This is a genomic window from Microbacterium sp. T3-8, from assembly GCF_055398145.1.
The window spans coordinates 2092461-2117972 of record NZ_AP027918.1; the positions used below are offsets into that span (position 1 = coordinate 2092461).

The 25512-nt window shown below is 69.0% G+C and carries 27 protein-coding genes and 4 tRNA genes; 19 read left to right on the forward strand and 12 right to left on the reverse strand.

Going from position 1 to position 25512, the window contains the following annotated elements; genetic code table 11:
• Positions 1-73: 73 nt before the first annotated feature.
• Positions 74-433, reverse strand: a complete 360-nt coding sequence (locus ACZ5Y9_RS09930; protein ID WP_247622414.1) for a YnfA family protein — start codon at positions 431-433, stop codon at positions 74-76.
• A 149-nt stretch (positions 434-582) separates the two neighbouring features.
• Here ACZ5Y9_RS09930 and ACZ5Y9_RS09935 point away from each other — a divergent pair, with 149 nt between their 5' ends.
• From ACZ5Y9_RS09935 to ACZ5Y9_RS09955, 5 genes are all read left to right on the forward strand, one after another.
• On the forward strand, positions 583-1533 hold the full coding sequence (locus tag ACZ5Y9_RS09935; protein WP_464471240.1) for an alpha/beta fold hydrolase: 951 nt from the start codon (positions 583-585) through the stop codon (positions 1531-1533).
• Between the two features lie 19 nt (positions 1534-1552).
• Complete coding sequence (locus ACZ5Y9_RS09940; protein ID WP_336640324.1) at positions 1553-1957, forward strand: DoxX family protein; 405 nt, start codon at positions 1553-1555, stop codon at positions 1955-1957.
• A 38-nt stretch (positions 1958-1995) separates the two neighbouring features.
• A complete protein-coding gene (locus tag ACZ5Y9_RS09945; RefSeq protein ID WP_464471241.1) occupies positions 1996-3342 on the forward strand; it encodes a cryptochrome/photolyase family protein in 1347 nt (448 codons plus the stop codon).
• A 91-nt stretch (positions 3343-3433) separates the two neighbouring features.
• The gene (locus ACZ5Y9_RS09950) at positions 3434-4597 is read left to right on the forward strand and encodes a MalY/PatB family protein (protein WP_464471242.1); all 1164 of its coding nucleotides are present in this window, start codon (positions 3434-3436) and stop codon (positions 4595-4597) included.
• An 88-nt stretch (positions 4598-4685) separates the two neighbouring features.
• Entirely contained in the window at positions 4686-4979 is a 294-nt protein-coding gene (locus ACZ5Y9_RS09955) for a hypothetical protein (RefSeq protein WP_247632161.1), read from the forward strand.
• A 77-nt stretch (positions 4980-5056) separates the two neighbouring features.
• Here the strand turns inward: ACZ5Y9_RS09955 and ACZ5Y9_RS09960 are convergent.
• From ACZ5Y9_RS09960 to ACZ5Y9_RS09970, 3 genes are all read right to left on the reverse strand, one after another.
• Positions 5057-5128: transfer RNA gene (locus ACZ5Y9_RS09960), tRNA-Val, on the reverse strand.
• A 26-nt stretch (positions 5129-5154) separates the two neighbouring features.
• A tRNA-Cys gene (locus ACZ5Y9_RS09965) sits at positions 5155-5225 on the reverse strand.
• Between the two features lie 54 nt (positions 5226-5279).
• A tRNA-Gly gene (locus ACZ5Y9_RS09970) sits at positions 5280-5352 on the reverse strand.
• A gap of 151 nt (positions 5353-5503) precedes the next feature.
• On the opposite strand from ACZ5Y9_RS09970, the gene ACZ5Y9_RS09975 reads away from it, so the two are divergent.
• From ACZ5Y9_RS09975 to ACZ5Y9_RS10005, 7 genes are all read left to right on the forward strand, one after another.
• Positions 5504-5576 (forward strand) — tRNA-Val (locus ACZ5Y9_RS09975).
• A 131-nt stretch (positions 5577-5707) separates the two neighbouring features.
• Entirely contained in the window at positions 5708-6496 is a 789-nt protein-coding gene (locus ACZ5Y9_RS09980; RefSeq protein WP_464471243.1) for a helix-turn-helix domain-containing protein, read from the forward strand.
• Positions 6497-6601: 105 nt separating this feature from the next.
• Complete coding sequence (locus tag ACZ5Y9_RS09985) at positions 6602-7567, forward strand: ABC transporter substrate-binding protein (RefSeq protein WP_247632159.1); 966 nt, start codon at positions 6602-6604, stop codon at positions 7565-7567.
• Entirely contained in the window at positions 7564-8454 is an 891-nt protein-coding gene (locus tag ACZ5Y9_RS09990; RefSeq protein ID WP_464471244.1) for a siderophore-interacting protein, read from the forward strand. The genes ACZ5Y9_RS09985 and ACZ5Y9_RS09990 overlap by 4 nt, the downstream gene beginning before the upstream one ends.
• Before the next feature lie 10 nt (positions 8455-8464).
• A complete protein-coding gene (locus tag ACZ5Y9_RS09995) occupies positions 8465-9493 on the forward strand; it encodes an iron chelate uptake ABC transporter family permease subunit (protein WP_464471245.1) in 1029 nt (342 codons plus the stop codon).
• The gene (locus ACZ5Y9_RS10000; RefSeq protein WP_464471246.1) at positions 9490-10554 is read left to right on the forward strand and encodes a FecCD family ABC transporter permease; all 1065 of its coding nucleotides are present in this window, start codon (positions 9490-9492) and stop codon (positions 10552-10554) included. The genes ACZ5Y9_RS09995 and ACZ5Y9_RS10000 overlap by 4 nt, the downstream gene beginning before the upstream one ends.
• Positions 10551-11375, forward strand: coding sequence for an ABC transporter ATP-binding protein (locus ACZ5Y9_RS10005; protein WP_464471247.1), 825 nt, complete (start codon positions 10551-10553; stop codon positions 11373-11375). Before ACZ5Y9_RS10000 ends, ACZ5Y9_RS10005 begins: the two co-directional genes overlap by 4 nt.
• Positions 11376-11384: 9 nt before the next feature.
• On the opposite strand, the gene ACZ5Y9_RS10010 is transcribed toward ACZ5Y9_RS10005, so the two are convergent.
• A complete protein-coding gene (locus ACZ5Y9_RS10010) occupies positions 11385-12161 on the reverse strand; it encodes an SDR family NAD(P)-dependent oxidoreductase (protein ID WP_464471248.1) in 777 nt (258 codons plus the stop codon).
• A gap of 85 nt (positions 12162-12246) precedes the next feature.
• Between ACZ5Y9_RS10010 and ACZ5Y9_RS10015 the strand changes: the two genes are divergently transcribed.
• The 3 genes from ACZ5Y9_RS10015 (at position 12247) to ACZ5Y9_RS10025 (ending at position 15334) form a co-directional block, all read left to right on the forward strand.
• Entirely contained in the window at positions 12247-12798 is a 552-nt protein-coding gene (locus ACZ5Y9_RS10015) for a TetR/AcrR family transcriptional regulator (RefSeq protein WP_464471249.1), read from the forward strand.
• A gap of 24 nt (positions 12799-12822) precedes the next feature.
• Entirely contained in the window at positions 12823-13872 is a 1050-nt protein-coding gene (locus tag ACZ5Y9_RS10020; protein ID WP_464471250.1) for a 2,3-butanediol dehydrogenase, read from the forward strand.
• Between the two features lie 133 nt (positions 13873-14005).
• Positions 14006-15334 carry a flavin monoamine oxidase family protein gene (locus ACZ5Y9_RS10025; RefSeq protein WP_464471251.1) on the forward strand — a complete coding sequence of 443 codons (1329 nt, stop codon included), beginning with the start codon at positions 14006-14008 and terminating at the stop codon, positions 15332-15334.
• Positions 15335-15362: 28 nt separating this feature from the next.
• Here the strand turns inward: ACZ5Y9_RS10025 and ACZ5Y9_RS10030 are convergent, their stop codons facing one another.
• A complete protein-coding gene (locus ACZ5Y9_RS10030; protein ID WP_464471252.1) occupies positions 15363-16667 on the reverse strand; it encodes an ABC transporter permease in 1305 nt (434 codons plus the stop codon).
• Positions 16664-17365, reverse strand: a complete 702-nt coding sequence (locus tag ACZ5Y9_RS10035; RefSeq protein WP_464471253.1) for an ABC transporter ATP-binding protein — start codon at positions 17363-17365, stop codon at positions 16664-16666. The genes ACZ5Y9_RS10030 and ACZ5Y9_RS10035 overlap by 4 nt, the downstream gene beginning before the upstream one ends.
• 154 nt (positions 17366-17519) lie before the next feature.
• Between ACZ5Y9_RS10035 and ACZ5Y9_RS10040 the strand changes: the two genes are divergently transcribed.
• Both ACZ5Y9_RS10040 and ACZ5Y9_RS10045 read left to right on the forward strand, forming a co-directional pair.
• Entirely contained in the window at positions 17520-18707 is a 1188-nt protein-coding gene (locus ACZ5Y9_RS10040) for a histidine kinase (protein WP_464471254.1), read from the forward strand.
• Positions 18704-19372, forward strand: a complete 669-nt coding sequence (locus tag ACZ5Y9_RS10045; RefSeq protein WP_464471255.1) for a response regulator — start codon at positions 18704-18706, stop codon at positions 19370-19372. Before ACZ5Y9_RS10040 ends, ACZ5Y9_RS10045 begins: the two co-directional genes overlap by 4 nt.
• A 70-nt stretch (positions 19373-19442) precedes the next feature.
• On the opposite strand, the gene ACZ5Y9_RS10050 is transcribed toward ACZ5Y9_RS10045, so the two are convergent.
• The 4 genes from ACZ5Y9_RS10050 to zapE form a co-directional block, all read right to left on the reverse strand.
• The gene (locus ACZ5Y9_RS10050) at positions 19443-19826 is read right to left on the reverse strand and encodes an SPW repeat domain-containing protein (RefSeq protein ID WP_247622388.1); all 384 of its coding nucleotides are present in this window, start codon (positions 19824-19826) and stop codon (positions 19443-19445) included.
• Positions 19827-19907: 81 nt separating this feature from the next.
• Positions 19908-20462 (reverse strand): type II toxin-antitoxin system PemK/MazF family toxin, encoded by a 555-nt coding sequence (locus tag ACZ5Y9_RS10055; RefSeq protein WP_464471256.1) that lies wholly within the window; start codon positions 20460-20462, stop codon positions 19908-19910.
• A gap of 32 nt (positions 20463-20494) precedes the next feature.
• A complete protein-coding gene (locus tag ACZ5Y9_RS10060; RefSeq protein WP_464471257.1) occupies positions 20495-21733 on the reverse strand; it encodes an ammonium transporter in 1239 nt (412 codons plus the stop codon).
• Between the two features lie 114 nt (positions 21734-21847).
• On the reverse strand, positions 21848-22891 hold the full coding sequence (zapE, locus tag ACZ5Y9_RS10065) for a cell division protein ZapE (RefSeq protein WP_440747091.1): 1044 nt from the start codon (positions 22889-22891) through the stop codon (positions 21848-21850).
• 130 nt (positions 22892-23021) lie between these two features.
• Here zapE and ACZ5Y9_RS10070 point away from each other — a divergent pair, with 130 nt between their 5' ends.
• Positions 23022-23915, forward strand: coding sequence for a sulfurtransferase (locus ACZ5Y9_RS10070; protein WP_247622384.1), 894 nt, complete (start codon positions 23022-23024; stop codon positions 23913-23915).
• Between the two features lie 19 nt (positions 23916-23934).
• A complete protein-coding gene (locus tag ACZ5Y9_RS10075; protein WP_247622383.1) occupies positions 23935-24366 on the forward strand; it encodes a SufE family protein in 432 nt (143 codons plus the stop codon).
• Here the strand turns inward: ACZ5Y9_RS10075 and ACZ5Y9_RS10080 are convergent.
• Positions 24350-25504 (reverse strand): alpha/beta hydrolase family protein, encoded by a 1155-nt coding sequence (locus ACZ5Y9_RS10080; RefSeq protein WP_464471258.1) that lies wholly within the window; start codon positions 25502-25504, stop codon positions 24350-24352. The genes ACZ5Y9_RS10075 and ACZ5Y9_RS10080 overlap by 17 nt on opposite strands.
• Positions 25505-25512: the final 8 nt, after the last annotated feature.

Sequence of the window (25512 nt, forward strand, 5' to 3'; positions counted from 1 at the left end):
GGCGTTTTCAGGCACTGATCACTCCATCTGGGTCTGGATCTAGGCTACTCGCATGGCCGGGTCGTGCTGACCGTCACGCCCCCGGCTCGGTGGCCGTCTGCGTGACGACCGGAGCGAGGATGATGATCGCGGCTCCCACGAGGGCGATGGATGACCCCACCCAGTCCCAGACGGTCGGTTTGAAGCCGTCGACGATGATGCCCCACGCGAGCGATCCCGCGATGAAGACCCCACCGTACGCGGCCAGCACCCGGCCGAAGTTGACGTCGGGCTGGAGTGCCGCGATGAACCCGTAGGCGCCGAGGGCCATCACCCCGAGCACGGCGAGGATCCAGCCGCGCTCCTCCTTGACCGCCTGCCAGATCAGCCATGCTCCGCCGATCTCCGCGACGGCGGCCAGCACGAAGAGCACGATGATGCGGAACACGGTCATGCGGCCAGTCTGGCAGTCGCGTACCACCGGGCACGAGCGTCCGCTACCGCCGATGCGGTACGCCGGAGTCCGCGTCCGGTCGATGTGCGCGCACGCGCCGTCGCGCGACGCTGGATCTGCGGCGCAGAGCGCGCCCGGAGAGGCTGGCGATGAAGAAGTTCGTGAAGAGGGGGCTCGTCACCCTCGTGGCCGTCACCGCGACGATCACCCTGGGGCTGGCGACGACGACCGTCGTGAACGTCGTCGCGTCGGAGATCGAGAAGGAGGCGATCGAGCCGTACGGGACCTTCGTCACCGTCGACGGTCATCGGATGAACGTCGTGATCACCGGCTCCGGTCCCACGGATATCGTGCTCCTCCCCGGATTCGGCACGGCGTCACCGGCGATCGACTTCTCACCGCTCGTCAATGACCTCGCGACCGACTATCGCGTCGTCGTGATCGAACCCCTCGGCTACGGATTGAGCGACGGCACCGAACGCGCGCGGACGACGGAGAACATCGTCGCGGAGGTACACGACGCCCTCGAACAGCTCGACATCGACTCGTACGTGCTGATGGGGCATTCCATCGCGGGCATCTATGCGCTCGAGCTAGCGGCGAAGCATCCCGAGGAGCTCCGCGGCTTCGTCGGGATCGACACCAGCGTGCCGGGGCAGCCGCACATGGACACCGAGTTCCCGACAGGACTCATGGGCGCCGCCCGAACTCTGGGACTCGCACGCCTGTTGCTTGCGGTGGGCGGCGTCGGGCATGAGGGTGGGGCCTACTCCGATCATGACCGGGAGCAGATTGCGATGATCTCCCATCGCACGTCGATGGCGCCCACGTACCTCGACGAGATGGCGCACATCGCCCCGAACTTCGCGCAGGCCGAGGGACGCACCTTTCCCGATGATCTCCCCGTGCTGCTGTTCGCCGTAGCCGACAACGAGAAGAATCCGGACTGGGTCGCCCTGCACGAGGCCCAGGCGGCGAGCGTCGCCGACGGCACGGTGATACCTGTCGACGGCGATCACTATCTCCATCACACGCATGCGGCGGAGATCGCGGACGCATTCCGGAGCTGGGCGGCCGAACGGATGCCGTTTCCGCAGTGAACCGGGGTAGCGTGAGCGGATGACCCGTACGATCGCCCGGTGGATCCTCGCCGCAGGACTCGGCGCGATCGGCGTCCTGCACTTCGTCCAGACGCGCGGCTTCCGCGTGGTCGTGCCGGACTGGGCCACGCGCATGTCCGGGCTCGACAAGGAGACGATCGTGGTCGCCTCCGGTGCGGTGGAGATCGGGCTCGCCGCGGGGTTGGTCGCCCTTCCTCGGGAGCGCGCGCGGATCGGATGGGCCACTGCGCTGTTCTTCGCCGCCGTGCTGCCCGGCAACGTGCACCAGTGGCGCACCGGCCGTTCCACGCCCGGGCTCGACACCGACCGCCGTCGATTCGGGCGGCTGTTCCTGCAGCCGCTCCTCATGGTGTGGGCGGTGTGGGCCACCAGCGCCGAGGGTCGAAGTCAAGGCCGACGCTGACATTTCTCCGATCGCACGACGAGCGCCAGAATGGGGCGATGTCCTCCCCCTCGATCGTGTGGTTCCGTGATGATCTGCGTCTCGCCGACAACCCCGCGTTGCGCGCCGCGATCGATCGCGGGGAGCCGATCCTCGCCGTCTACGTGCTCGACGAGGAATCCCCCGGCATCCGACCGCTCGGCGGAGCGGCCCGCTGGTGGTTGCATCACTCACTCGCCTCGCTGAGCGAACGGCTGCGGGGGCGTGGGGGCGCACTGGTGCTGCGCCGCGGTCCCGCCGCCCGCGTGATCCCCCAGGTCGTGGCAGATACCGACGCCGGCGCCGTCTTCTGGAATCGCCGGTACGGCCGACCCGAGCGCGACATCGACGCCGAGCTGAAGACCGCTCTGCGGAGCGACGGCGTCGAGGTCGCCTCCTTCGCGGGATCCCTTCTCCACGAGCCCTGGACGGTGACGACGGGGGCCGGTACGCACTTCTCCGTGTTCACCCCCTTCTGGCGGGCATGCCTCTCGCTGCCCGCACCGCGACTCCCCCTCCCCGAGCCACGCGAGATCGACGGCATCCGCTCGGCTCCGGCATCGGACGACCTCGACGACTGGGCTCTGCTGCCCACCCGTCCGGACTGGGCGGAGGGACTGCGCGAGACCTGGGAACCCGGGGAACCCGCCGCTCGACGTCGGCTGCGCTCCTTCCTCGACGAGGACCTCGGATCGTACGACCGCGCACGCGACGAGCCTTCGGCCGGAGCCACCTCGCTCCTGTCCCCCCGCCTGCGCTGGGGAGAGATCAGCCCGTTCACGGTCTGGCACGAGGCGGTCTCCGCGGACGGCGCGGGCGGGTTCCTCTCGGAGCTCGGGTGGCGCGAGTTCGCGTGGCACACGCTCTTCCACTTCCCCGACCTCGCGACGAAGAACCTGCGCCCCGAGTTCGACGCCTTCCCGTGGCCGCGGCTGAAGCCGTCGCACCTCGACGCGTGGCAGCGCGGCGAGACCGGCGTGCCCCTGGTCGACGCCGGAATGCGCGAACTCTGGCGCACCGGGTACATGCACAACCGGGTGCGGATGGTCACTGCGTCGTTCCTCGTGAAGAACCTCCTCATCGACTGGCACCGCGGCGAGGAGTGGTTCTGGGACACCCTCGTCGATGCCGATGGGGCGAACAACCCGTTCAACTGGCAGTGGGTCGCGGGCTCCGGCGCGGATGCCGCGCCCTACTTCCGCATCTTCAACCCCGAGCTCCAGGCCAAGAAGTTCGATCCGAACCGCCTGTACATCTCGCAGTGGGCATCGGATGCCCCCGCCGAGCCGATCGTCGACCTCGGGGAGACGCGGAAGGCGGCGCTCGCCGCGTACGACATCGTCAAACGCGCACCCCGCGATCGGTGACCCGCCGCGGGGTCGGCCCTCCGGCCCCGGCAGGGCGCGCTCCCCGTACGATCGAGGGAGCCCCCGCTCCCCTGCCGTGAAGGATCCCCGTATGTCCGTCGACCGCATCGACACCCTCACCGAGAACGATCTGCGAGAGGCGGGGAGCGTCAAGTGGACGACCTTCCCCGACACGATCGGCGCCTTCGTCGCCGAGATGGATTTCGGGGTCGCACCCGCGGTGAAGGACGCGGTGGGCGATGCCCTCGAGCAGGGCCTCACGGGCTACCTTCCGCAGCATCTCGCCGACCAGCTCGCCGCCGCGACGGCCACCTGGTACGCCGCTCGCTACGGCTGGGAGATCTCGTCGGCGCAGGTGAAGCAGGTCCCCGACGTGATCACCGCTTTCGAGTACGCGATCGAGCAGTACACGGCTCCGGGGGCCGCCGTGATCGTCCCGACGCCGGCGTACATGCCGTTCCTCATGGTTCCCCCGATGCACGGGCGACGGGTCATCGAGGTGCCGAGCATCGTCGAGAACGGGCGCTGGGTGCTCGACCACGACGCGGTGGCCGCGGCGTTCGCCGAGGGCGGCGAGCTGCTCGTGCTGTGCAATCCGCACAACCCGCTCGGAACGGTCGCGACGCGCGAAGAGCTCGAACGGGTGGCGGAGACCGTGCACGACGCCGGCGGACGCGTGTTCTCGGACGAGATCCACGCGCCGATCGTCTACGCCCCCGCCCGGCACATTCCCTACGCCTCGATCTCCGATGTCGCCGCAGGTCATACCCTCACCGCCACCTCCGCGTCCAAGGCGTGGAACCTCGCCGGTCTCAAGTGCGCGCAGATCATCGTCTCGAACGAGCGGGATGCGGAGCTCTGGGAACGCGAAGGAGCGTGGTCGGGGCACGGCACCTCGACGATCGGAGCGGTCGCCAACGTCGCCGCGTACGCCGATGGGGGCGAGTGGCTGCACGAGACGGTCGCCTATCTCGACGGTAATCGCCGAGCACTGGCCGCCCTGGTCGCCGAGCACCTTCCCCAGGTGCGGATGACCGTTCCGGAGGGAACCTACATCGCTCTCCTCGACTTCCGGGAGACCGGGCTGACCGGCGATCTGAGCGAGTGGTTCCGCGAGAACGCCGGTGTCGCGATGACGGACGGCGCCGCCTGCGGGGTGGCTGCGATCGGTTTCACCCGGTTCGTCTTCGCCCTACCGCGGCCGCTCCTCGAGGAGGCGGTGCGTCGGATCGCAGCCGCGCTCAGCGCCCGCTGACCTGTGGAATGCTCCCGAGCTCTTCCGCTGGGCGGCTCGGCGTGGTTTGCTGTGGGCGGAGGGGTACCACTGGGGAAAGGGTACCGAAATGGGCGAAGCCGATTCGCACGCCGACGCGCAGTTCGCAGCGGTCTGGACCGCCATCACGAGCCCGGTCGGGGGTCTCGCCGCCGGGATCATCGTCGCGCCCGCCATTCAGGACTACTGCCGGACGGGCTGGCTCGCGGGTGCGTGGGAGAGCGATTCTCCCGCGGGATGCGCACTCTTCCCCACGTGGATGTACGGAAGCAGCGCCTTCCCGACGGCACTCGGATTCGTCGCAGCGGCGGTGGTCGGGGTGGTCGTCTGGCTCTTCGCGTACTTCGGCCACGAGAGTCACTGAAGTCCAGTTACCTCTCGGGCGAGCACTTCGACGGCCGGAAACGCAAAAACCCCCGGCTGGACCGGGGGTTTCGTCTGTGCGCGATACTGGGATCGAACCAGTGACCTCTTCCGTGTCAGGGAAGCGCGCTACCGCTGCGCCAATCGCGCCTATGAAGGCTATTCAGTTCTCAGTGAGGTGGCGACGGGATTCGAACCCGTGTAAACGGCTTTGCAGGCCGGTGCCTAGCCGCTCGGCCACGCCACCGTGTGGATTGACCCCACGTGCGGAAGGCCTTCTGAAGAAGACCCTCTGCACTCGAGCGGATGACGAGACTCGAACTCGCGACCCCAACCTTGGCAAGGTTGTGCGCTACCAACTGCGCTACATCCGCATTTCGTTCCCGGTTGTCCCGGGCACTTATGAAACATTAGCCGATGATCCGCGACTGTCCAAACCGGAAGCGAATCTCGCGCGTGTCTCGCCGGATGGTCATCACGGCCCGCGCGCGTCCGGTAGTATCGTTTCTCGACCCCCTGGGTCATGGGCGATTGGCGCAGTTGGTAGCGCGCTTCCTTCACACGGAAGAGGTCATCGGTTCGAGTCCGGTATCGCCCACACATCACAGCCCCGCACGTCGCTTCGACGGAGCGGGGCTTCTTCGTTCCGCCCCATCCCCTCGGCGAGACGAGCGCGCGTGCTAACTTAGGGTGTCCTAATCTGCCCACGGCAAGGCAAGCGGAGGCTTCATGTCGCTCACCGAAACCGACTCCGAGGAGAGCGTCGTCTGGCGCATCGGAACGAACGAGTTCGACGTGGTCGACGGGGCCGCTTGGGACACCCACACCCACCCCGATCGTCACGAACTGCTCTGGGGGGCGCGAGGCGTTCTCACCGCCGAGACCGAGCACGGACACTTCGCCATCCCCGCCACGCAGGGTCTCTGGATTCCCGCCGAGACGTCCCATCGCGTGATCGCCGCGGCCGGCACCTCGTTCCGCTGCACCTTCATCGACGGCGACATCGCCTCCCCCTCGCCGCGCACGACCGCGGTCGCCCTGCCCGACGTGATGCGCGCCGTGCTCGACCGACTCGAGGCTCCGCCGTACCTCGCGGCGGGACCGCGCCTGCATGCGGAGGAACTCGTGGTCAGCCTGCTCGAACCCGTCGAAGCATCCGTCGTCGACCTTCCCCTCCCCCTCGACCTGCGTACCCGAGCGATCGCCGAGGCGCTGCTCTCCGACCCCGCCGACGATCGCTCGATCGAGGAGTGGGGGCATCACGTGGGCGCCAGCGCGCGGAACCTCTCACGCCTGTTCGTCGCCGAGACCGGCCTGAGCTTCTCCACCTGGCGCACCCGAGCACGCATGCGCCGCGCCATCGAATGGCTCTCCGCCGACTACACGGTCGCGCACGTGAGCCGGCGCTCCGGCTACGCGACGCCGAGTGCGTTCGTGCAAGCCTTCCGCCGGGAAGTCGGGCGCACGCCCGGCGAGTACGCCGCGCGACGCGACGAGGATTCCGCGAAGTCGGCGTGACCTCGACACGGTGTGGCATCTCCGCGACATCGGACGGATCCATACTGGGTAAGCCGAGCCTTACCTAAGCCCCGGCTCCCCGATCCTCTTCCGGAAGACCCTCCCATGCGCTCCACGCCCGTGTCCCTCGTCGCGCTCGCAGCGACCTGCCTCCTCCTGACCTCGTGCGCCGCCTCCTCCGCCGGCGGCTCCTCCACCGCGGACGACACGGTGGAGCTCACGACTCCGACCGGCGTCGACATCACGATCCCGGCCGAGCCGACGGCGGCGCTCGGCTTCTACACGACCGACCTCGACATCCTCATCACGCTCGGTTTCGACCTGGCCGGCACACAGCCGATCCGCGACGACTTCACGGCCTTCCCCGACTTCTTCCCTCAGGAGGAACTGGAGGGGCTGGAGACCTTCGGGAACTTCCCGGAGTTCAACCTGGAGGCCGTGCTCGAGGCCGAACCGGACTTCATCCTCAGCGGCCTCGGCTACGAGGAAGACCTCGACGGGCAGCTCCAGAAGATCGCACCGACCTACACGTACAACGCATTCGACGGGGGCGACTGGCGAGACGTCGTCGCGAAGGCCGCGACCGATCTCGGCCGCGAGGAGCAGTGGCAGGAGTGGGTCGACCAGTACGAAGCCCGCATCGCCGACATCCGCTCCCGCCTCGACGCCGCCGACATCCACCCCGTCGTCGCAGACGTCGGCTACTGGGACGGTCAGGTCACGACGTCCTGCTACGGCGTGCCCTGCCTCGTCTTCGCCGACCTCGGTCTGGAGATGGCGCCCCTGATGAACGCGACGGAGGACGGCCTACCCGCGAGCGACGAGTACGCGGAACTGAGCCCCGAGCAGCTCGGACAGCTCGAGGGCATCGACGTCGTGTTCACCGGAGCCGAAGAGGATGGCACCGTCTGGGTCGAGGAGGACGAGGCCCTGCAGCAGAACGCGATCTGGCAGAACCTCTCGTTCGTGCAGGACGGCGAGTACTACCCCTACAACTACGAGATGATCTACGGCTCCCCCAGCGGCATGGACGCGTTCCTCACCGTCGTCGAGAAGGCGCTCCTCGGATGACCGTCAACCTCGTGCACCGCATCGTGGTGCAGCGCGTCGAACGGCTGAGCCCGGGCATGATGCGGGTCGTCTTCGGCGGCGAAGGTCTCGATGGATTCGTGACCACCGGGGTGGGCGACGAGTACTTCCGTGTCTTCTTCCCGACCGAGGGGCAGATCGAGCCGAACCTGCCGTTCCCGACCGACGATGGCTACTGGGTCTTCCCGGAGGGTGTGGATCCGGCCCCGATGCGCACGTACACGGTGCGGGACTGGGATGCCGCGGCGCGCGAGCTCACCATCGACTTCGTCGTGCACGACGGGGGGATCGCGGCGGCGTGGGCCCTGCGCGCCCAGCCGGGTGACGTGCTCGGGGTCAACACGCCGAAGGCGCTCTATGCGGCGCCCGCCGACATCGAGTGGCAGCTTCTGATCGCCGACGCCACCGGCCTGCCGGCGGCCACGCGCCTCGCCGAGAACGCGCCGAGCGGCGTCCGCACCCGTGTGGTCGTCGAGGTCGCGACGGCCGAGGACGAGCTGTCCCTGACCACCCCGGACGGAGTGGAGTTGCACTGGGTGCACGGCGGCAACGGGCACGGTCCCACGCGCATCGAGGAGATCCTGCGCGCATCCGAGCTTCCGACGGGGCGCGGGTACGTCTGGGTCGCCGGTGAGACGAAGGCCACGCGCGGCGTGCGTAAGCACCTCCGTCACGACCTGAAGCTCCCGGCGACCGACTACAAGGTCCTCGGCTACTGGACCGAGAACGCCGAAGCCTGGCGGGAGCGCTACGAATCCCTCGACGAGCGCACCCACGCGCGACTCATGGCCATGTGGAATGACGACGGCCGCTCCGAGGAGGAGATCGAGGACGCCTACGACGCCGAGCTGGAGAAGCTCGGGCTGTGAGGTGCGCGGTATGACCTCGACGCTCGTCGAGGAGAGAGCACCGCAGGTTTCGGGGGCACGCCGCGGCCTGGTGGTACTCCTCCTCGCCGGCGCGCTCGCGCTCGTCTGCGTGGCGAGCGTGCTGTTCGGCTCGCAGCGGATCTCTCCGGTCGACGTCTGGCACGGCCTCACGGTCGGCACGGGTGACGCCGGCGCCATCGTGCAGGGCATGCGCGTCCCGCGCACGATCGTCGGTCTCGCGGTCGGCGCAGCGCTGGGCATCGCCGGAGCACTGATCCAGGGCTTCACCCGCAACCCGTTGGCCGATCCCGGCATCCTGGGGGTGAATGCGGGAGCGAGCCTGGGCGTCGTGATCGGCGTCGCCTTCTTCGGTGTGAGCGCCGCGAGTGGATACATCTGGTTCTCGTTCGCCGGCGCGATCGCGGCGACGGTCCTCGTGTACCTGATCGGTTCGGCAGGCCGCACCGCCCCGGATCCGTTGCGGATGACGTTGTCCGGTGTCGCGCTCGGTGCCGTGATGGGCGGCGTCGTGGCGGCGATCGGTCTCCTCAACCCGAGCGTCTTCGACCGGATGCGCAGCTGGAACGCGGGCTCGCTCACCTCGCTCACCCCGGACGTCTACGCGGTGCTGCCCTTCGTGTTCATCGGCCTCGTCCTCGCCTTCTGCCTCGCGCCGTCGCTCAACGCTCTCGCGCTGGGCGACGATCTCGCGACCGCCCTCGGATCCCGGGTCGCCCTCACGCGGGTGCTCTCGATCGTCGCGGTGACACTGCTCTGCGGTGCGGCCACCGCCGCGGCCGGTCCGATCGCCTTCGTCGGCCTGATGGTGCCGCACGCCGTGCGCTGGTTCGTCGGGCCCCATCAGGGCTGGATCCTCCTCGGCACCGTCTTCGCCGCACCGCTGCTGCTTCTCACCGCAGACGTGGCGGGTCGACTCGTGCTCCGCACGGGCGAACTGCCCGTCTCGGTCGTGACGGCGGTCATCGGCGCCCCCGTCCTCATCGCCCTCGTGCGCCGTCGGAAGGTGAGCGGGCTGTGAGCGCCGACCTCCTGACCACGCCGGTGGATGCCGGCCGCCGCGTCTTCACGCCGCAGACGTCCTTCTTCTCCCGGCGCATCGGTGTGCGGGCGACGATCGTCGCTCTCGCCGCCACGGCGCTCGCGATCGCGATCGGCGTGTTCGCGCTCACCCTCGGCGATTCCGTCTTCAGTCCGGGCGAGGTCGTCGCGACGCTGCTCGGCTTCGGGGAACCCCGCGCCGAGCTCGTGATCATCGACTGGCGGCTCCCGCGAGTGCTCGGCGCACTCGTCTTCGGCGCCGCCCTCGGCATCGGCGGCGCGATCTTCCAATCGCTCACGCGCAACCCTCTGGGCAGCCCCGACGTGATCGGCTTCGACGCGGGGGCCTATACCGGCGCGCTGATCGTGATCACGACGTTCGGCGTCAGCGTCGCATCGACCGCCGCCGCCGCGCTCGTCGGCGGCACCGCGACGGCACTGGTCGTGTACCTGCTGGCGTTCCGCCGCGGGTTCACCGGGTTCCGACTCATCATCGTCGGCATCGGAATCGCGTCGATGCTCGCCTCGGTGAACACCTGGATCATCCTCAACGCGAACCTGAACGTCGCCCTGCTCGCCAGCGCCTGGGGCGCCGGCTCGCTCAACCTCATCACGGCAGAGCAGGTCGGCATCGCCGCGTGCGTGATCATCCCGATCGCGATCGCGGTCGCGATGCTCGCCGATCGTCTCCACATGCTCGAGCTCGGCGACGACGCGGCGACCGCCCTCGGGGTGCGCACCGGAGGGGTGCGTCTGACGCTCGTGATCCTCGGCGTGGGACTCACCGCGGTCGTCACGGCGATGGCGGGCCCGATCGCCTTCATCTCGCTCGCCGCACCTCAGATCGCCCGCCGCCTCACCGGTTCGGCGAGCGTCACGCTCACGGCATCCGCCGCTCTCGGCGCACTGCTGCTGGTCGCGAGCGATGTGCTCGCGCAACGGCTGTTCGCCCCGACCCAGATCCCGGTCGGCCTCGTCACCGTCTGCCTCGGCGGCGTCTACCTGGTCTGGCTACTCATCCAGGAAGCGAGAAGCCGATGACCGAGAAGACGATGACCGAAAAGCCGATGACGACGTCCAAGACCCTCACCCGCCCCCGCCTGCAGGGCGCCGACCTCACGGTCGGCTATGACGGCCGCGTGGTGTCTGCGCATCTCGATGTCGAGATCCCCGCGGGCTCGTTCACGGTCATCGTCGGCCCGAACGCCTGCGGCAAGTCGACGCTGCTGCGTGCGCTCGCGCGTCTGCTGCGCCCCACGACCGGGCAGGTGCTGCTCGACGGTCGAGCGATCTCGGACCTGCCGACGAAGGAGATCGCGCGGCGACTCGGGCTGCTCCCCCAGACGTCGCTCGCGCCGGACGGCATCCGCGTCTCGGACCTCGTCGCCCGCGGTCGACACCCCCACCAGACGATCCTCCGCCAGTGGTCGCACACCGACCAGGCTGCCGTGGCCGCCGCCCTCGCGGCGACGGGCACGGCCGAGCTCGCGGGGCGTCTGGTCGACGAGCTCTCCGGCGGACAGCGCCAGCGCGTCTGGGTGGCGATGCTGCTCGCGCAGGAGTCGCCGACCATGCTGTTGGACGAGCCGACGACGTTCCTCGACATCGCGCACCAGTACGACCTGTTGCGCCTGTTCCATGGCCTCCACGCCGAGGGACGCACGGTCGTCGCGGTGCTCCACGATCTCAACCAGGCCGCGCGCTTCGCCGATCACATGATCATGATGCGCGATGGCGAGATCGTGGCGTCCGGGGATCCGTCGACGATCGTCACGGCCAAGCGGGTCGAGGAGGTCTTCGGACTCGCCTGCTCCGTGATCCCCGACCCGCACGCAGGGACGCCCCTGGTCGTGCCGCTGTGAGCCGTCGGCTCAGCCCATGAAGGCGCGCAGGTCCGGGTAGCCGGTCGTCGCCCACGCACCGTCGACGACGATGTTCTCGCCGTTGACGTACGACGCGTCGGCCGACGCGAGGAACAGCGCGACGCCCGCGATCTCGTCGGGATCGGCGGCGCGCTTCGCGGGGATGCGATCCAGGTAGGTGTCCATGACTCCCGGGACGGCCAGCAGTCCGCCCGTGAGCGGCGTGGCGACCAGGCCGGGCGAGATCGCGTTCACCCGGATGCCCTGCTCGGCGAGCTCGAGCGCGGCGTTCTTCGTGAGCATCACGACACCGGCCTTCGCGGTCGAGTACCCGGCACCGGAATGCATCGGCACCTGGGAGTTCAACGATGCGATGTTCACGATCGAACCCGCGCCGCCCTGGGCGAGGAACTGCTTCGCGCCGAGCTTCGTGCCCAGGAACGCGCCGTAGAGGTTCAGCTTGATGTTGAAGTCCCAGGTCGCGAGATCCATGTCGATGACGCGGCCCGGCTTCGAGCCGCCGGCGACGTTGTACACCGCATCGATCCGGCCGAATCGTTCGACGGCGGCGGCGAAGAGCGCCTCCATCGACTGCTCGTCGGTGACATCGGTGCGCACGCCCGCCACGTTCTCGCCGAACGTCTCGGTGGCGGCGGCCACGGCATCCGCATTGATGTCGGCGACGAACACCTTCGCACCCCGATCGACCAGGCGGCGCGTGATCGCCGCTCCGATCCCCGAAACTCCGCCGGTGACGACCGCGACGCTGTTCTCGAACCCTGACATGACTTCCTCTCTGCGGCACCGTCGTGGTGCCGTCCTTCCCGCCACGTTACGCCTTATCTGACACATGTCGGATAAACTGGGCGACATGGATGCACGGGCGCGACGTTCACGGGAGCACCTCCGCGACGCCGTCCTCGATCTGGCCGGACGGATGCCGATCGCCGACGTGACCGCCTCCGCGATCTGCACCGCGGCGGGTGTGACCCGCGACACCTTCTACCGCCATGCCGAGAGCCCAGTCGACCTCCTCGCCGACGCCCTCTCGTCCGAGATCGCCGAAGCGATGGAGATCCTCCCGCGCACCGACGCGATCGGTGACGGCGAGCGGGCACTGCTCGAGCACGTCCTCCGCCGCGCGGACGTCTACCGCGGCGCGATGCACCCCCTGCTCGCCGCTCCCGTGCGCAGCAACCTCGAGCGGTCCATCCGGTCGGGCCTCGAACTCTGGGTGCACCTTCACCCCGACATCGTTCCCCCGGACTTCCGCGAAGATCCCGCGGCGATGGCGATCGCGTTCGCCTACGCCGCCGCCGGCACCGTGGGTTCCATCGAGGAGTGGCTGCGCAGCGGCGACGACGACATCGACCGCGCCGTGAGGCTCATCCTCGCGGCGTCCCCGGAGTGGTGGCTGCGCTGACGGCCGCCGGAAAAGGAGAGAAGGATGAAGGCCGCAGTTTTCCACGCGCAGGAGGATCTCCGCATCGAGGAGGTCGCAGATCCCTCCCCCGGACCCGGGCAGGTCAAGCTGCGCAACGCCTTCGCGGGCATCTGCGGCTCCGACCTGCACGTCTACTACACGCCGGAGGCAGCGGGCCTCGACTTCGAACACCCGCATCCGCTGACCGGGTCGACCCTCCCCCAGATCCTCGGACACGAGTTCTCGGGCACGGTCGTCGAGCTCGGCGAGGGCGTCGACGGAATCTCGGTCGGCGACCGGGTGGCCGTCTGGCCGATCTACTACTGCGGTGACTGCGCTGCATGCCGCCGCGGTATGTACAACGCGTGCCAGAAGATCGGATTCCACGGTCTGAGCTCGAACGGTGGCGGCATGGCCGAGTTCACGACCGTCGACGCGTCGAAGCTGCACGTGCTTCCCGAGAACGTCGACCTGCGTCTCGGCGCCCTGGTCGAGCCGATGGCGGTCGCGTGGCACGCCGTCTCGCGCAGCGGCGTGGAGTCGGGGGGAACCGCCCTCATCGCCGGTGCCGGCCCCATCGGCATCGGCGTGTGGTTCGCCCTCAAAGCACGTGGCATCGAGAAGGTGCTCGTGTCCGAGCCCAGCGCGGATCGACGCGCGATCATCGCGGCCCTCGGCGCCACGGTCGTCGACCCGGTGACGGAGGATCTCGGCGCGGCCGTCACCGCTCTGACCGACGGCGACGGCGTGGACGTGGCGTTCGATGCCGCCGGCGCCGGCCCCGCCATCACCTCCTCGCTCGCGAGCCTCGTGCCGGGTGGCCGTGTCGTCGTCGTCGCGATCCACGAGCGCACGATGGACTTCCTGCCGACCCAGCTGGTGATGGCCGAGACCGAGATCGCCGGCGCGCTGGCGTATCTCCCCGAGGACTTCGACGCGGTCATCGCCGCGATGGCCGCAGGCGTGTACGACACGACCGGGTGGGTGAAGGACGTGCCGCTGGATGGCGTCGTGGATGCGATCCACGCTCTCCGTGGCGGCGCCGGGGCGAAGATCCTCGTCCAGTCGAACTGACGCGCACCTCAGGGCGATGGCCGGGACCCGACGCGATCGGTCCAGGCCATCGCCCTGAGCTCTTCCATCGGTGGGGTCCGACTGACTAACGTCGGGATCACCCCCTGCGATGCCCTCCGGCGAAGGAGCCCTCATGCACACCTCTGACGCGATCGTGATCGGTGCGGGAATCGCCGGCCTCTCTGCCGCACGACTTCTTCGGGCGGAGGGCTTGAGCGTCGTCGTCCTCGAGGCGCGGGACCGCATCGGCGGCCGTGTGACGACCGATCGCTCCGCCGGCCGGGTCACGGATCTCGGCGCCTCCTGGATCCACGGCATCGACGGCAGCCCGGTCGCGGCCGCGGCGACCGCCTTCGGCATGCGCACGAAGGAGTTCACGGTCGGGGGCTACCAGCCCGACAGCCGTCCGATCGCTCACTACGGCCCGGACGGCATCCGTCTGTCCGACGTGGATGCCCGTGCCTACGTCGCCGACATCCGTGCGGTGGATGCGGCGCTCCGCGACGCCATCGCCGTGTCGGCGGCCGATGCGTCGTATCGCGATGTGACGGAGGCCGCCCTCGCGACGCAGGGATGGAACGCCGACCGCACGCAGCGGGTGCGCGAGTACCTCGAGCATCGCGCCGAGGAGCAGTACGGCGCGTGGATCGAGGACCTCGCCGCTCACGGGCTCGACGACGACACGATCGACGGCGACGAGGTCGTCTTCCCCGACGGGTACGACAGCCTCGCCACGCATCTGGCGGAGGGGCTCGACGTACGGCTCGACCACCCCGTCTCCCGTGTCGAGTGGTCGGCGGAGGGCGTCGTCGCCACCACACCGCACGAGGTCTTCCGCGCGACGACGGCGGTACTCACGGTGCCGGTCGGGGTGCTGCAGTCCCCCGCACTGGTGATCGACCCTGCGCTGCCCGAGCCGAATGCCGGGGCGCTGTCGCGCCTGCGCATGAATGCGTTCGAGAAGATCTTCCTCCGCTTCCCCGCGCGGTTCTGGGACGACGGCGTCTATGCGATCCGCCAACAGGGGCCGGAGGGCCGATGGTGGCACTCCTGGTACGACCTCACCGCCCTCGACGACGAGCCGACGCTGCTCACCTTCGCCGCGGGGCCGGCGGCGCAGCAGACGCGGGACTGGGACGACGATCAGGTCGTGGAGTCGGTGCTCGCGCAGCTGCGCCGGCTGTTCGGCGCCGACGTGCCGGCCCCCGTTGCGGTGAATCGCACGCACTGGCAGGACGATCCGTTCGCCCACGGTGCCTACGCGTACATGACGCTCGGCTCGACGACCGCCGATCACGACGACCTGGCGACCCCGATCGGCGGCGTGCTGCACATCGCCGGAGAGGCGACCTGGACCGATGACCCGGCGACCGTGCCCGCCGCGCTCCTGTCGGGGCACCGCGCGGCGGCCCGGGTCCTCGGGCGCGAGGTCGCGGTCGAGCGGCTGTGGTCCCGGCCGTGAACTCCGGACCACAGCCACCGACCGCACCTCACTCGTAGCGCAGGGACTCGACGGGGTCGGCTCGCGCTGCTCGGGCGGCGGGCAGGGTCCCGGCGAGGAAGGCGATCACCATCACGAGGGCGATGATCGACAGGACCGAGACCGGATCAAAGGCGATGAGGGTCAATCCCGGCAGGTCCGCGAGGAGGCCGTCGGCCAAGACCGCGCTGATCCCCGCGCCGGCGAGCATCGCGATCCCGACGCCGATCGCGCTCCCGAGGAATCCGAGGAAGGCGGCCTCGAGGCTGAACAGACCGAACACGCGTCCCGAGCCCATGCCCATCGCCTTCATCAGACCGATCTCGCGCGTGCGCTCCTGAACCGACATGTACAACGTGTTCACGATGCCGAACGCGGCGGCCAGCAGGGCGATGATCGCGAAGGCGTTGAGCACGAGCACGATTCCGTCGATGACGGTGGTGATGGTGCCGAGCTGGTCGGCCACAGTCGTCCCGGTGAACCCGGCATCGGCCAGACGGTCCTTCAGCGCCTGGATCTCGTCGTCCGTCGCGTCGGGTGCGAACCACACCGTCGCCGATGCGAAGCGGTCGATCTGATCCGCGGGCAGGCCGGTCGCCTGGGCTTCGAAGAGCGCGTCGCTCATCGATCGGTTCACGAGGATGCTCGAGCCCGTTGGGCTTGCGAGCGCCTCCTCGGTGATGCCGACGACGGTCGCGTCGATCGTGTGCGAGGTGCGCGCCGCATCCGTGATCCCCAGCGTGACCGTGGAGCCGAGCGCATCGTCGTCGTCCGCGAACCCGAGGGCCTCCACGTAGGCGGCGGGCAGCGCGACCTCCGTCTCCGACGCGTCGTCGTCGGGATCCGTTCCGGCGGCGAGCACGGTCGTCTGCCCCGGGATGAGGCTCCCGACCGAGGCGACGAACGGCGTGCCGTCGCCGGCCCGGATGAAATCGGGGGTGATCGTGCGTGTGGGGTCCACGCGCACGACGCCATCGATCCGCTCGATCTCGGCGACGTCATCGGGATCGAGCGCGATCACCGTCTGCCCGGGGATGCCGCTCGAGACCGCGTCCGGGTCGTACTCGCGCGGTTCCCCGCCAGTCGCGCCCGGCACCGTCGTCGCATCGTCCGCGGCCCGCGTGACGCTCATCGCGTCGGCGGCGCCGACCCCCGAGACCGTGTCGTCGATGTACCGATTGATCCCGGTGCCGAGGCCGCCGGTCAGAGCGAGCGTGAAGGCTCCGACGAAGATCGCCAGGATGGTGAGGATCGTGCGGGTCTTCGCTCGGAACGTGTTCGAGATCGCCGATCCGACGAGGTCCGCGGCCCTCATGCGGCGGCCTGCTCTTCGCTCTCGTCGACGATGCGCCCGTCGCGGATGACGATCCGGCGATCGCAGCGCGCCGCGAGATCCTCGTCGTGGGTGACGACGATCAGCGTGATGCCGTGCTCGCGGTTGAGTCCGAACAGGATGTCCTCGACCACGGCGCCCGTCGCGCTGTCGAGGTTGCCGGTCGGCTCGTCGGCGAAGATGATGCGCGGATTGTTCACCAGTGCCCGCGCGATCACCACGCGCTGCTTCTGACCTCCGGAGAGGTCCACCGCCCGGTTGCGCGCCTTGTCGGCGAGGTCGAGCTGCTCGAGCGCGGCCATGCCGCGCCGGCGGCGCTCGCCCGCCCGGACGCCCGCGATCTTGAGGGGCAGCACGACATTCTCGAGCACGCTGTTGCCGCCGGTGAGGAAGAACTGCTGGAAGACGAAACCGAACGTCTTGTTGCGCGTGCGGTTGAGCTGCGCGCCTCGCAGGCGAGCCGTCTGCACACCCTCCAGAGCGATCGTTCCGGTATCCGGGGCGTCGAGCAGGGCGAGCAGGTGCATGAGGGTGGACTTTCCCGATCCGCTCTTGCCGACGATCGCGATCGATTCCCCTTCGCCGACGTCGAAGCTCACCCCCTTGAGCGCATCGAAGCGGGTCGGGCCACGCCCGTAGGACTTGTGGACATCCCTGATCTGAAGAAGGGGTGCGGGCATCGGAGAACTCCGTTCGGATCGACGGATATCAGCGTCCCTCTCGCCCCGGGGTCCGCACATCCCTCGATCGCGTTCCGCATGTACCGCGTCCGCGGTACTCCCGATGACCCGGGCGACCGACGCGACGGCGGCCGTTCCACGGCAGACTGAGGGGATGGCAGAGCACACCGACGTTCCCGAGGCGCCCGCGGATCCGCGCCCCCGGATGCCGGTATGGCTCCCCGACGTGCTCGTCGCTGTCGTCGTGCTCGTCTTCGCCCTGGCACCCACTCCGATCCCCGACTTCCGCCCGACGAGCGTGCTCTCCCTCGTCCTCGTGCTCCTTCCCCTTGCGATCGTCCCCTGGCGACGGCGGTGGCCGCTCCTGACGCTCGCCGCGCTCCTGGTCAACTTCGGCGCCGCAGCCGCCACCGGCATCCTCTCGCCCGGTATCGGCATCGCGATCGGCCTCGCGATGTACCAGGTCACCCTGCGCACCATCCGTCGACGTGCGCTGCTGATCGCGGCGTGCGCCGTCGTCGCCGTGATGCTGTTGTCCCTGCTCTCGGCGATCGGCTCCGTGTACGACCCGCGGGCGTTCCAGTTCGGGCTGATCGTGGCGCTCTCGACCGCCCTGGGCGACGCGGCGCGCTCGCGGCGCGACTACATCTCCGCCATCACCGAGCGGGCGGAACGCGCGGTGCGCAGCCGAGAATCCGAAGCCCAGCGGCGCGTGAGCGAGGAACGGCTGCGGATCGCCCGGGATCTGCACGACGCGGTCGCGCACCAGATCGCGGTCATCAGTCTGCAGGCGGGAGTCGCGACCTCGGTGATCGACGATCGCCCGGAGAAGGCCAAGCAGGCGTTGGCGACGATCCGCGGCGCCGCGCGCAGCGTGCTCGGCGAGATCGGAGACCTCATGTCGATGCTGCGCACGGCCGACGTCGGCGACGGGAGCACCGGCCCCCAGGCCGGCACCGACCGCATCGACGAGCTCGTCGACCAGTTCGCGTCGTCCGGGTTGGAGGTGACAGTGCGCACCGAGGGCGACCTCGACCGCGTCACCGGCGCGACCGGGCTCGTCGCCTACCGCGTCGTCCAGGAGGCACTCACGAACGCGCACAAGCACGGCACCGAGCATCGCGCCCACCTCCTGCTCCGCGCCGACGACGACGGCCTCGCTATCACGGTCACCAACCCGATGACCGCGTCGCCCTCGCCCGACGGCAGCGAGTCCCCCGGTCTCGGTCTCCTCGGCCTTCGCGAGCGCGTGACCTCCGTGCGAGGCACGGTCGACGCAGGACCCGACGGCGGCAGCTGGAAGATCCGCGCCTGGATGCCGCGGTCGAAGGAGCAGTCATGATCCGCGTTCTCATCGTCGACGACCAGGCACTGATCCGACAGGCGGTCGCCGACATCCTCGGCGCGCAGGACGACATCGACGTCATCGGGCTTGCCGCGAACGGTCGGGAGGCGATCGACTTCGCTTCGGCGCATCGGCCGGACATCGTGATCATGGACATCCGGATGCCCGTGCTCGACGGCATCGAGGCGACCGCGCAGATCTGCCGAGCGCCGGGTCTCGAGGGCGTCCGCGTGCTCATCCTGACCACCTTCGAGGAGGACGAGTACCTCGTCCAGGCGCTTCGTGCGGGCGCCAGCGGCTTCATCGGCAAGGGCGCCGAGCCCGACGAGATCCCGCGCGCCGTGCGCTCCGTGCACGCCGGCGACGCCCTGCTCTCCCCGTTGGCGACCCGCGCACTCATCGACCGCTTCGTCGCGATGCCGGTCCGCGGAGCCCCGGCACCGGGAGTCGCCAAGCTCGATTCGCTCACCGAACGCGAGCGAGAAGTGCTGCTGATGGTCGCTCGGGGTCGCTCCAACCAGGAGATCGCGGAAGAGCTGTTCATCTCGCCGCACACCGCCAAGACCCACGTGAACCGCATCATGACCAAGGTCGGAGCGCACGACCGCGCTCAACTCGTGATCCTCGCCTACGAGGGCGGTCTGCTCGTTCAGGGCGGCTGAGGGCCGTTCCTCCTCCGCGCACGAGAGCGCCCCTCCCGCTCAGAACAGGAGGGGCGCCGTCGTCCGCGCGTCAGGCTCGGGCGGCCCGCGGCGTGGTCTGGGGCTGCGGCTGCGAGAACAGCACGACGATGATGACCGTCACGCCCACGACGACGTGCGGCAGCCAGACGTTGAGCGCTTCTCCGGAGAAGCCGAAGATCCACGGCGAGAGGGCGAGGAACAGGCTCGCGACGATGTCGAAGACGAGGTGCACGGGCATGGGAATGAACCCGAAGGGTCCCCATTCGTACTTCGTGAACAGGCTGTAGACGATGAGGCCGACGCCGAGCACGATCGGGATGATGACCGCTGCGCCACCGACGGCGGCGAATCCGAACAGCCATGGTGCCGCGATGAGTGCGATGCCGACGACGTAGTCGAGGACTCCGTGAACCTTCGTGGGGATGAAACGCATGATGCCTCCTTGTGCGGGAACCGCGGGAGCGGCTCATGCAAGGAGTTCGACACCCCGGCGCAAACGGATTGGAGGAATCTCCTACCGGTCGGCGCGCCAGCCGTAGCGCCGCTGGAGGGCGGCGGCGACCCGGTCGAAGCGCGCACGCGCGAGCACGGCGGCCTCGCGGCGCATGCCCGCATCGTGGACGCTGTAGAGCTGCTCGACGTCGACCCAGGACTCCCGCCCCTGGGAGTCCCACTCCCCCGATCCGATCGACAGGTAGTCGCGATCACCGTCGTGGGAGCGGCTGGTCATCCGCACGGCGAACACCCGATCCGACGACTCCCGGCCGATCACGAGCACCGGGCGGTCCTTGCCCCGCCCGTCGCCCTCCTCGTAGGGCACCCAGGTCCAGATGATCTCCCCGGCATCGGGAGCGCCGTCGCGATCGGGCGCGTAGCTGATGACGACGTCGTCGAGGTGCGCGGGATCGAGGCGCACGGTCTCGACCCCGCGGGTGCTCCCGGCATCCGTTCTCGACGCCTTCAGCACGGCCGAACGTCCCGGCTCCTTGCGGGGCCGGGACGTTCGGGGTGTCAGTGCGTCGAGCAGCGCTTGCGCGATCGTGACGAGGATGCTCCTGGATGAACTCACACGTTCACACTACGTCGCTCGCGCTCGGGCGATCAGGCGTCGGTGAGCGCGTAGCCCTCCTCGCCGTGGACGACGGAGTCGACACCGGCGATCTCGTCCTCGCTCGTGACGCGGAAGCCGATCGTCTTCTCGATCGCGAAGCCGATGATGAAGGCGACGACGAAGGAGTAGATCAGCACGCCACCTGCGGCGATGGCCTGGACGGCCAGCAGGCGCCAGTCACCACCGGTGAACATGCCCTGTCCGGTGGCGAAGAAGCCGAGGTAGAGGGTACCGATGAGGCCACCGACGAGGTGGATGCCGACGACGTCGAGCGAGTCGTCGAAGCCGAGACGGAACTTCAGCTCGACGGCCAGGGCGCAGACGACACCGGCGACGAGGCCGAGGACCAGTGCCCAGCCGGGCGTCAGGTTGGCGCAGGCGGGGGTGATGGCGACGAGACCGGCGACGGCACCCGAGGCCGCGCCGACCGAGGTGGGCTTGCCGTCCTTGATCTTCTCGATGACGATCCAACCGAGGATGGCCGCCGCCGTGGCGCCGAGGGTGTTGATGCCGATGAGTCCGATACCGCCCATGTCCTCCGACAGCCACTCCGCACCGGCGTTGAAGCCGAACCAGCCGAACCACAGCAGAGCGGCACCGAGCAGCGTCAGCGGCACGTTGTGCGGCTTGAGGATGCCCTTCTGGAAGCCGATGCGCTTGCCGAGGACGAGAGCGAGGGCGAGGGCCGCGGCACCCGCGTTGATGTGCACCGCGGTACCACCGGCGTAGTCGATGACGGCGATGCCGCTGTCCTCGCCGAAGAGCGTGGTGCCGAGGTTCATGATCCAGCCGCCGCCCCAGACCCACGCGGCGATCGGGAAGTACCCGACCGTGGCGAAGATGCCGGCGAAGATCAGCCAGGAGCCGAACTTGGCGCGGTCGGCGATGGCGCCGGAGATCAGGGCGACCGTGATGATCGCGAAGGTCGCGCCGTACGCGACACCGAGAAGGGCGACGTTCGCGTCGGGGCCCTCGGACAGCGCCGAGAGACCGAAGTCGGCGAACGGGTTGCCCGCGAACTGCGTGGGGCTGTCGACCGCGCTCATCGAGTAGCCGAACAGGATCCAGAGCACGGCCACCAGTCCGATGGAGCCGAAGCTCATCATCATCATGCTGACCACGCTCTTCGCCTTGACCAGGCCGCCGTAGAAGAAGGCGACACCGGGGGTCATGAGAAGAACGAGGGCGGTCGCGGTGATCGCCCAGGAGATGTTGCCGGGAGCATCCATGGAATACCTCACATCCGAGTAACTGAGAGCACCAGTGTGGCGATGCCCGGTTTCGGGAAGGCGCGAGGAGTGTTTCGCTCCGGTTACACCCGGCGTCGGTGTGTAACCATCGCGTTACGCGCGGCTGGAATGCGTCAGTGCATTCAGCCGGGAGATGGCGCGCAGGTACTTCTTGCGGTACCCGCCGCCGAGCATCTCCTCGGCGAAGACCTGGTCCAGCGATACTCCGGTCGCGGCGATCGGGATCTGCGCGTCGTAGACGCGGTCGACGAAGGCGACGAACCGCAGCGCCTCGGACTGATCGGTGAGCACGCGCACATCGCGCAGCCCGACGAGTCGGAGGCCGTCGATCAGGCGGATGTACCGAGAGGGGTGCACGCGCGCCAGGTGCGCGACGACCTCGTCGAACGCATCGTCGGAGACCAGCCCGGACTCGGATGCCGTGGCGATCGCCGAGGCGTAGTCCTCATCGGAGAGCACGATCGAATGCCCGTCGATCGCCCGCTGACGGAAGTCGACTCCGTCGATCCGCATCGTCTGGAAGCTGTCGGACATCTGATGGATCTCGCGGAGGAAATCCTGCGCGGCGAAGCGGCCCTCGCCCAGAGCATTCGGAGGGGTGTTCGATGTGGCCGCGAGCTTCGTGCCCGAGGTGACGAGCTCGCCCAGCAGACGCGTCATGACCATCGTGTCGCCGGGGTCGTCGAGCTCGAACTCGTCGATGCAGAGGAGGTCGGCTCCGCGCAGCAGGTCCACCGTGTTCTTGTATCCGAGGGCCCCGACCAGGGCGGTGTACTCGATGAAGGATCCGAAGTACTTCCGTCGGGCAGGCATGGCGTGATAGATCGACGCGAGGAGGTGCGTCTTCCCGACGCCGAAACCGCCGTCGAGGTAGACGCCGGGCTTGACCGCCGGCTCCTTCTTCGGTCGGCTGAAGAACGACGCCTTCTTGACCGGCGCACCACGCCCGGCGAAACGCAGGAGCGTCTCCTTCGCCTCCTCCTGGGAGGGGTACGCCTCATCCGCGCGGTAGCTGTCGAACGTCGCACCGTCGAACTGCGGCGGCGGGACGAGGCTCGCGAGCATCTCGGGACCGGTGACGGTCGGCTGGCGGTCGCTGAGGCGCACGACGCCCGTGGTGCTCTGCGTGTCGGTCATTCGTTTCCTGTGTCGAAGTCTTACGAATCCGGCGCCTGCGGCACCGCGGGGAACTATCGTCGAAGCGACGGAACAACACTACGCCGTCGCCGCCCGCCCCCTTCACTCGCACACCCCCGAGGAGCATCCCGTGACCATCGAGTTCGACACGTCGTCCGCAAAGTTCGCCGAGTACTCCGAGCCCGGCCGGCTCGTCACCACGGAGTGGCTCGCCGCTCACCTGGGAGAGCCGGGGCTGGTCGTGGTGGAGTCCGACGAGGACGTGCTCCTGTACGAGACCGGACACATCCCGGGCGCGGTGAAGGTCGATTGGCACACCGAACTCAACGACCCGGTCGTGCGCGACTACGTCGACGGCGAAGGCTTCGCCGAGCTGCTGAGCCGCAAGGGCATCGCCCGTGACGACACGGTGGTCATCTACGGCGACAAGAACAACTGGTGGGCGGCGTACGCACTGTGGGTGTTCTCGCTGTTCGGTCACGAGGACGTCCGTCTGCTCGACGGCGGCCGCGACCGCTGGATCTCCGAGGGCCGCGAGATCACGCGCGAGGCGACGAACCGCCCCGCGGTCGAGTACCCGATCGTCGAGCGCGACGACACGCTCCTTCGCGCCTACAAGGAGGACGTGCTCGCCCACATCGGCAAGCCGCTCATCGACGTGCGCTCGCCCGAGGAGTACAGCGGGGAGCGCACGACCGCCCCCGCCTACCCCGAGGAGGGCACTCTGCGCGCCGGCCACATCCCCACCGCGCAGAGCGTGCCGTGGGCGAAGGCGGTCGCGGAGGACGGCGGGTTCAAGTCCCGCGCCGAACTCGACGCCATCTACCGCGACGGCGCCGGTCTCGCCGATGGCGACGAGGTCGTCGCGTACTGCCGCATCGGTGAGCGGTCCAGCCACACGTGGTTCGTGCTCAAGCACCTCCTCGGCTTCGAGAACGTGCGCAACTACGACGGCTCGTGGACCGAGTGGGGCAGCGCGGTGCGCGTTCCGATCGTGACCGGCTCGGAGCCCGGAGCGCTCTGAGCGTGTGACAATGACAGGGATGAGCGAAACGCACGTTCCTGAGACCCTCGCCGAGATCCGAGACGCCTTCCTCGACACGCCCGAGAGCGATCGGCTGCTGCTCCTTCTGGAGTTCGCGGATGAGCTCCCCGCGGTGTCCGAGGAGGTCGCGAACCATCCGGAGATGTGCGAACGTGTCGCCGAGTGCCAGTCCCCCGTATACATCTACGTCGAGATCGTCGATGGCCGCGTCGTCATGCACGCCACCGCACCGCCGGAGGCGCCGACGACTCGGGGGTTCGCGAGCATCCTCGTGCAGGGCATCACGGGACTCACGCCCGACGAGGTGCTGGCGATCCCCGAGGACTACCCGCAGGCGATCGGTCTGACCAAGGCCGTCTCGCCCCTGCGCATCGGCGGTATGACGGGAATGCTCATGCGAGCGAAGAAGCAGGTCAGGCAGAAGCGCTGAATCCCTGCGCCGCGAGCCAGTCGCGGATCGCTGCGGTCCACCCTGTCTCGTCGTAGTTCCAGATCTTGGTGTGGCGCGCCCCCGAGAAGACCGGCATCGTGACGAGGTCCGGGCGCGCGTCCCGTAGGGCATGCGAGGCGTCCGCCGGCACGAAGCCGTCGTCGTCGCTGTGCAGGATGAGCGTGGGGGCGGCGAGCTCCTCGGCGCGCGCGACCATGTCGAGGCGGTCGAACGCTATCGCGTCCTCCGCCCCGCTCATTCGCGCGGTCACCGGAAGGGACAGCGCCCCCATCGCCAGTGCCGGAAGCGGTGCGCGGAGCCCCGCCTCTCGTGCCTGATAGCGCAGTACGGTGCGCCAGTCGACCACCGGCGACTCGAGGATGAGCCCGGCGATGCGGTCGCGGTTGCCGGAGTTCACGGCCGTCTGCAGTGAGACGGCACCGCCCATCGACCAGCCCATCAGGATCACCCGCTCGGCTCCGTGCCGGAGGGCATAGGCGATCGCGGCATCCACGTCACGCCATTCCGCGGCTCCGAGCGCATACGCTCCGCCGCGGCTTCGCGGGGCCTCGCCGTCGTTGCGATACGAGACCACGAGGTTCGGCAGCCCTGCGGCGTGGAGGACGGGCACCGCACGCAGGCACTCGGCCCTGGTCGTTCCACGTCCGTGCACCTGAATGACCCAGGTGCTCGACGCCGCGGGGAAGAACCACGCAGGGCAGGGTCCGGCGGGCGAACCGATGAGGACGTTGCTCCAGGGCAGATGCAGCTCCGACGGGGCCGAGTAGTACCAGCCGCTGAAACCGGCGTCGCGATCGACGCGCGCACCCGGCTCGATCTGGGTGAGGAGCTTGCGCCGCACGGTCGTGCTGTCGGCGCTCAGCACCGCACCCAGCTTGACGTATCCGTACGTTCCCGTCGTGTAGAGCCCGTAACGCCCGGGAAGCTCGGTGTCGAGCGTGCGAGCGAGCTCGATGGTCTGCGCGCCCGTGTCGACCGCGAGGATCTTCGTGTTGGGTCCGCTCCGGGTGGGCATTACGACCCGGCGGGCGATGCTCAGCACGAGCAGCGCGGACGCCGCTCCGAGTGCGAGCAGGACAGGGAGAAGGAGTGCAACGGCGTGCCTGAGACTCTTCATCGCTTCCT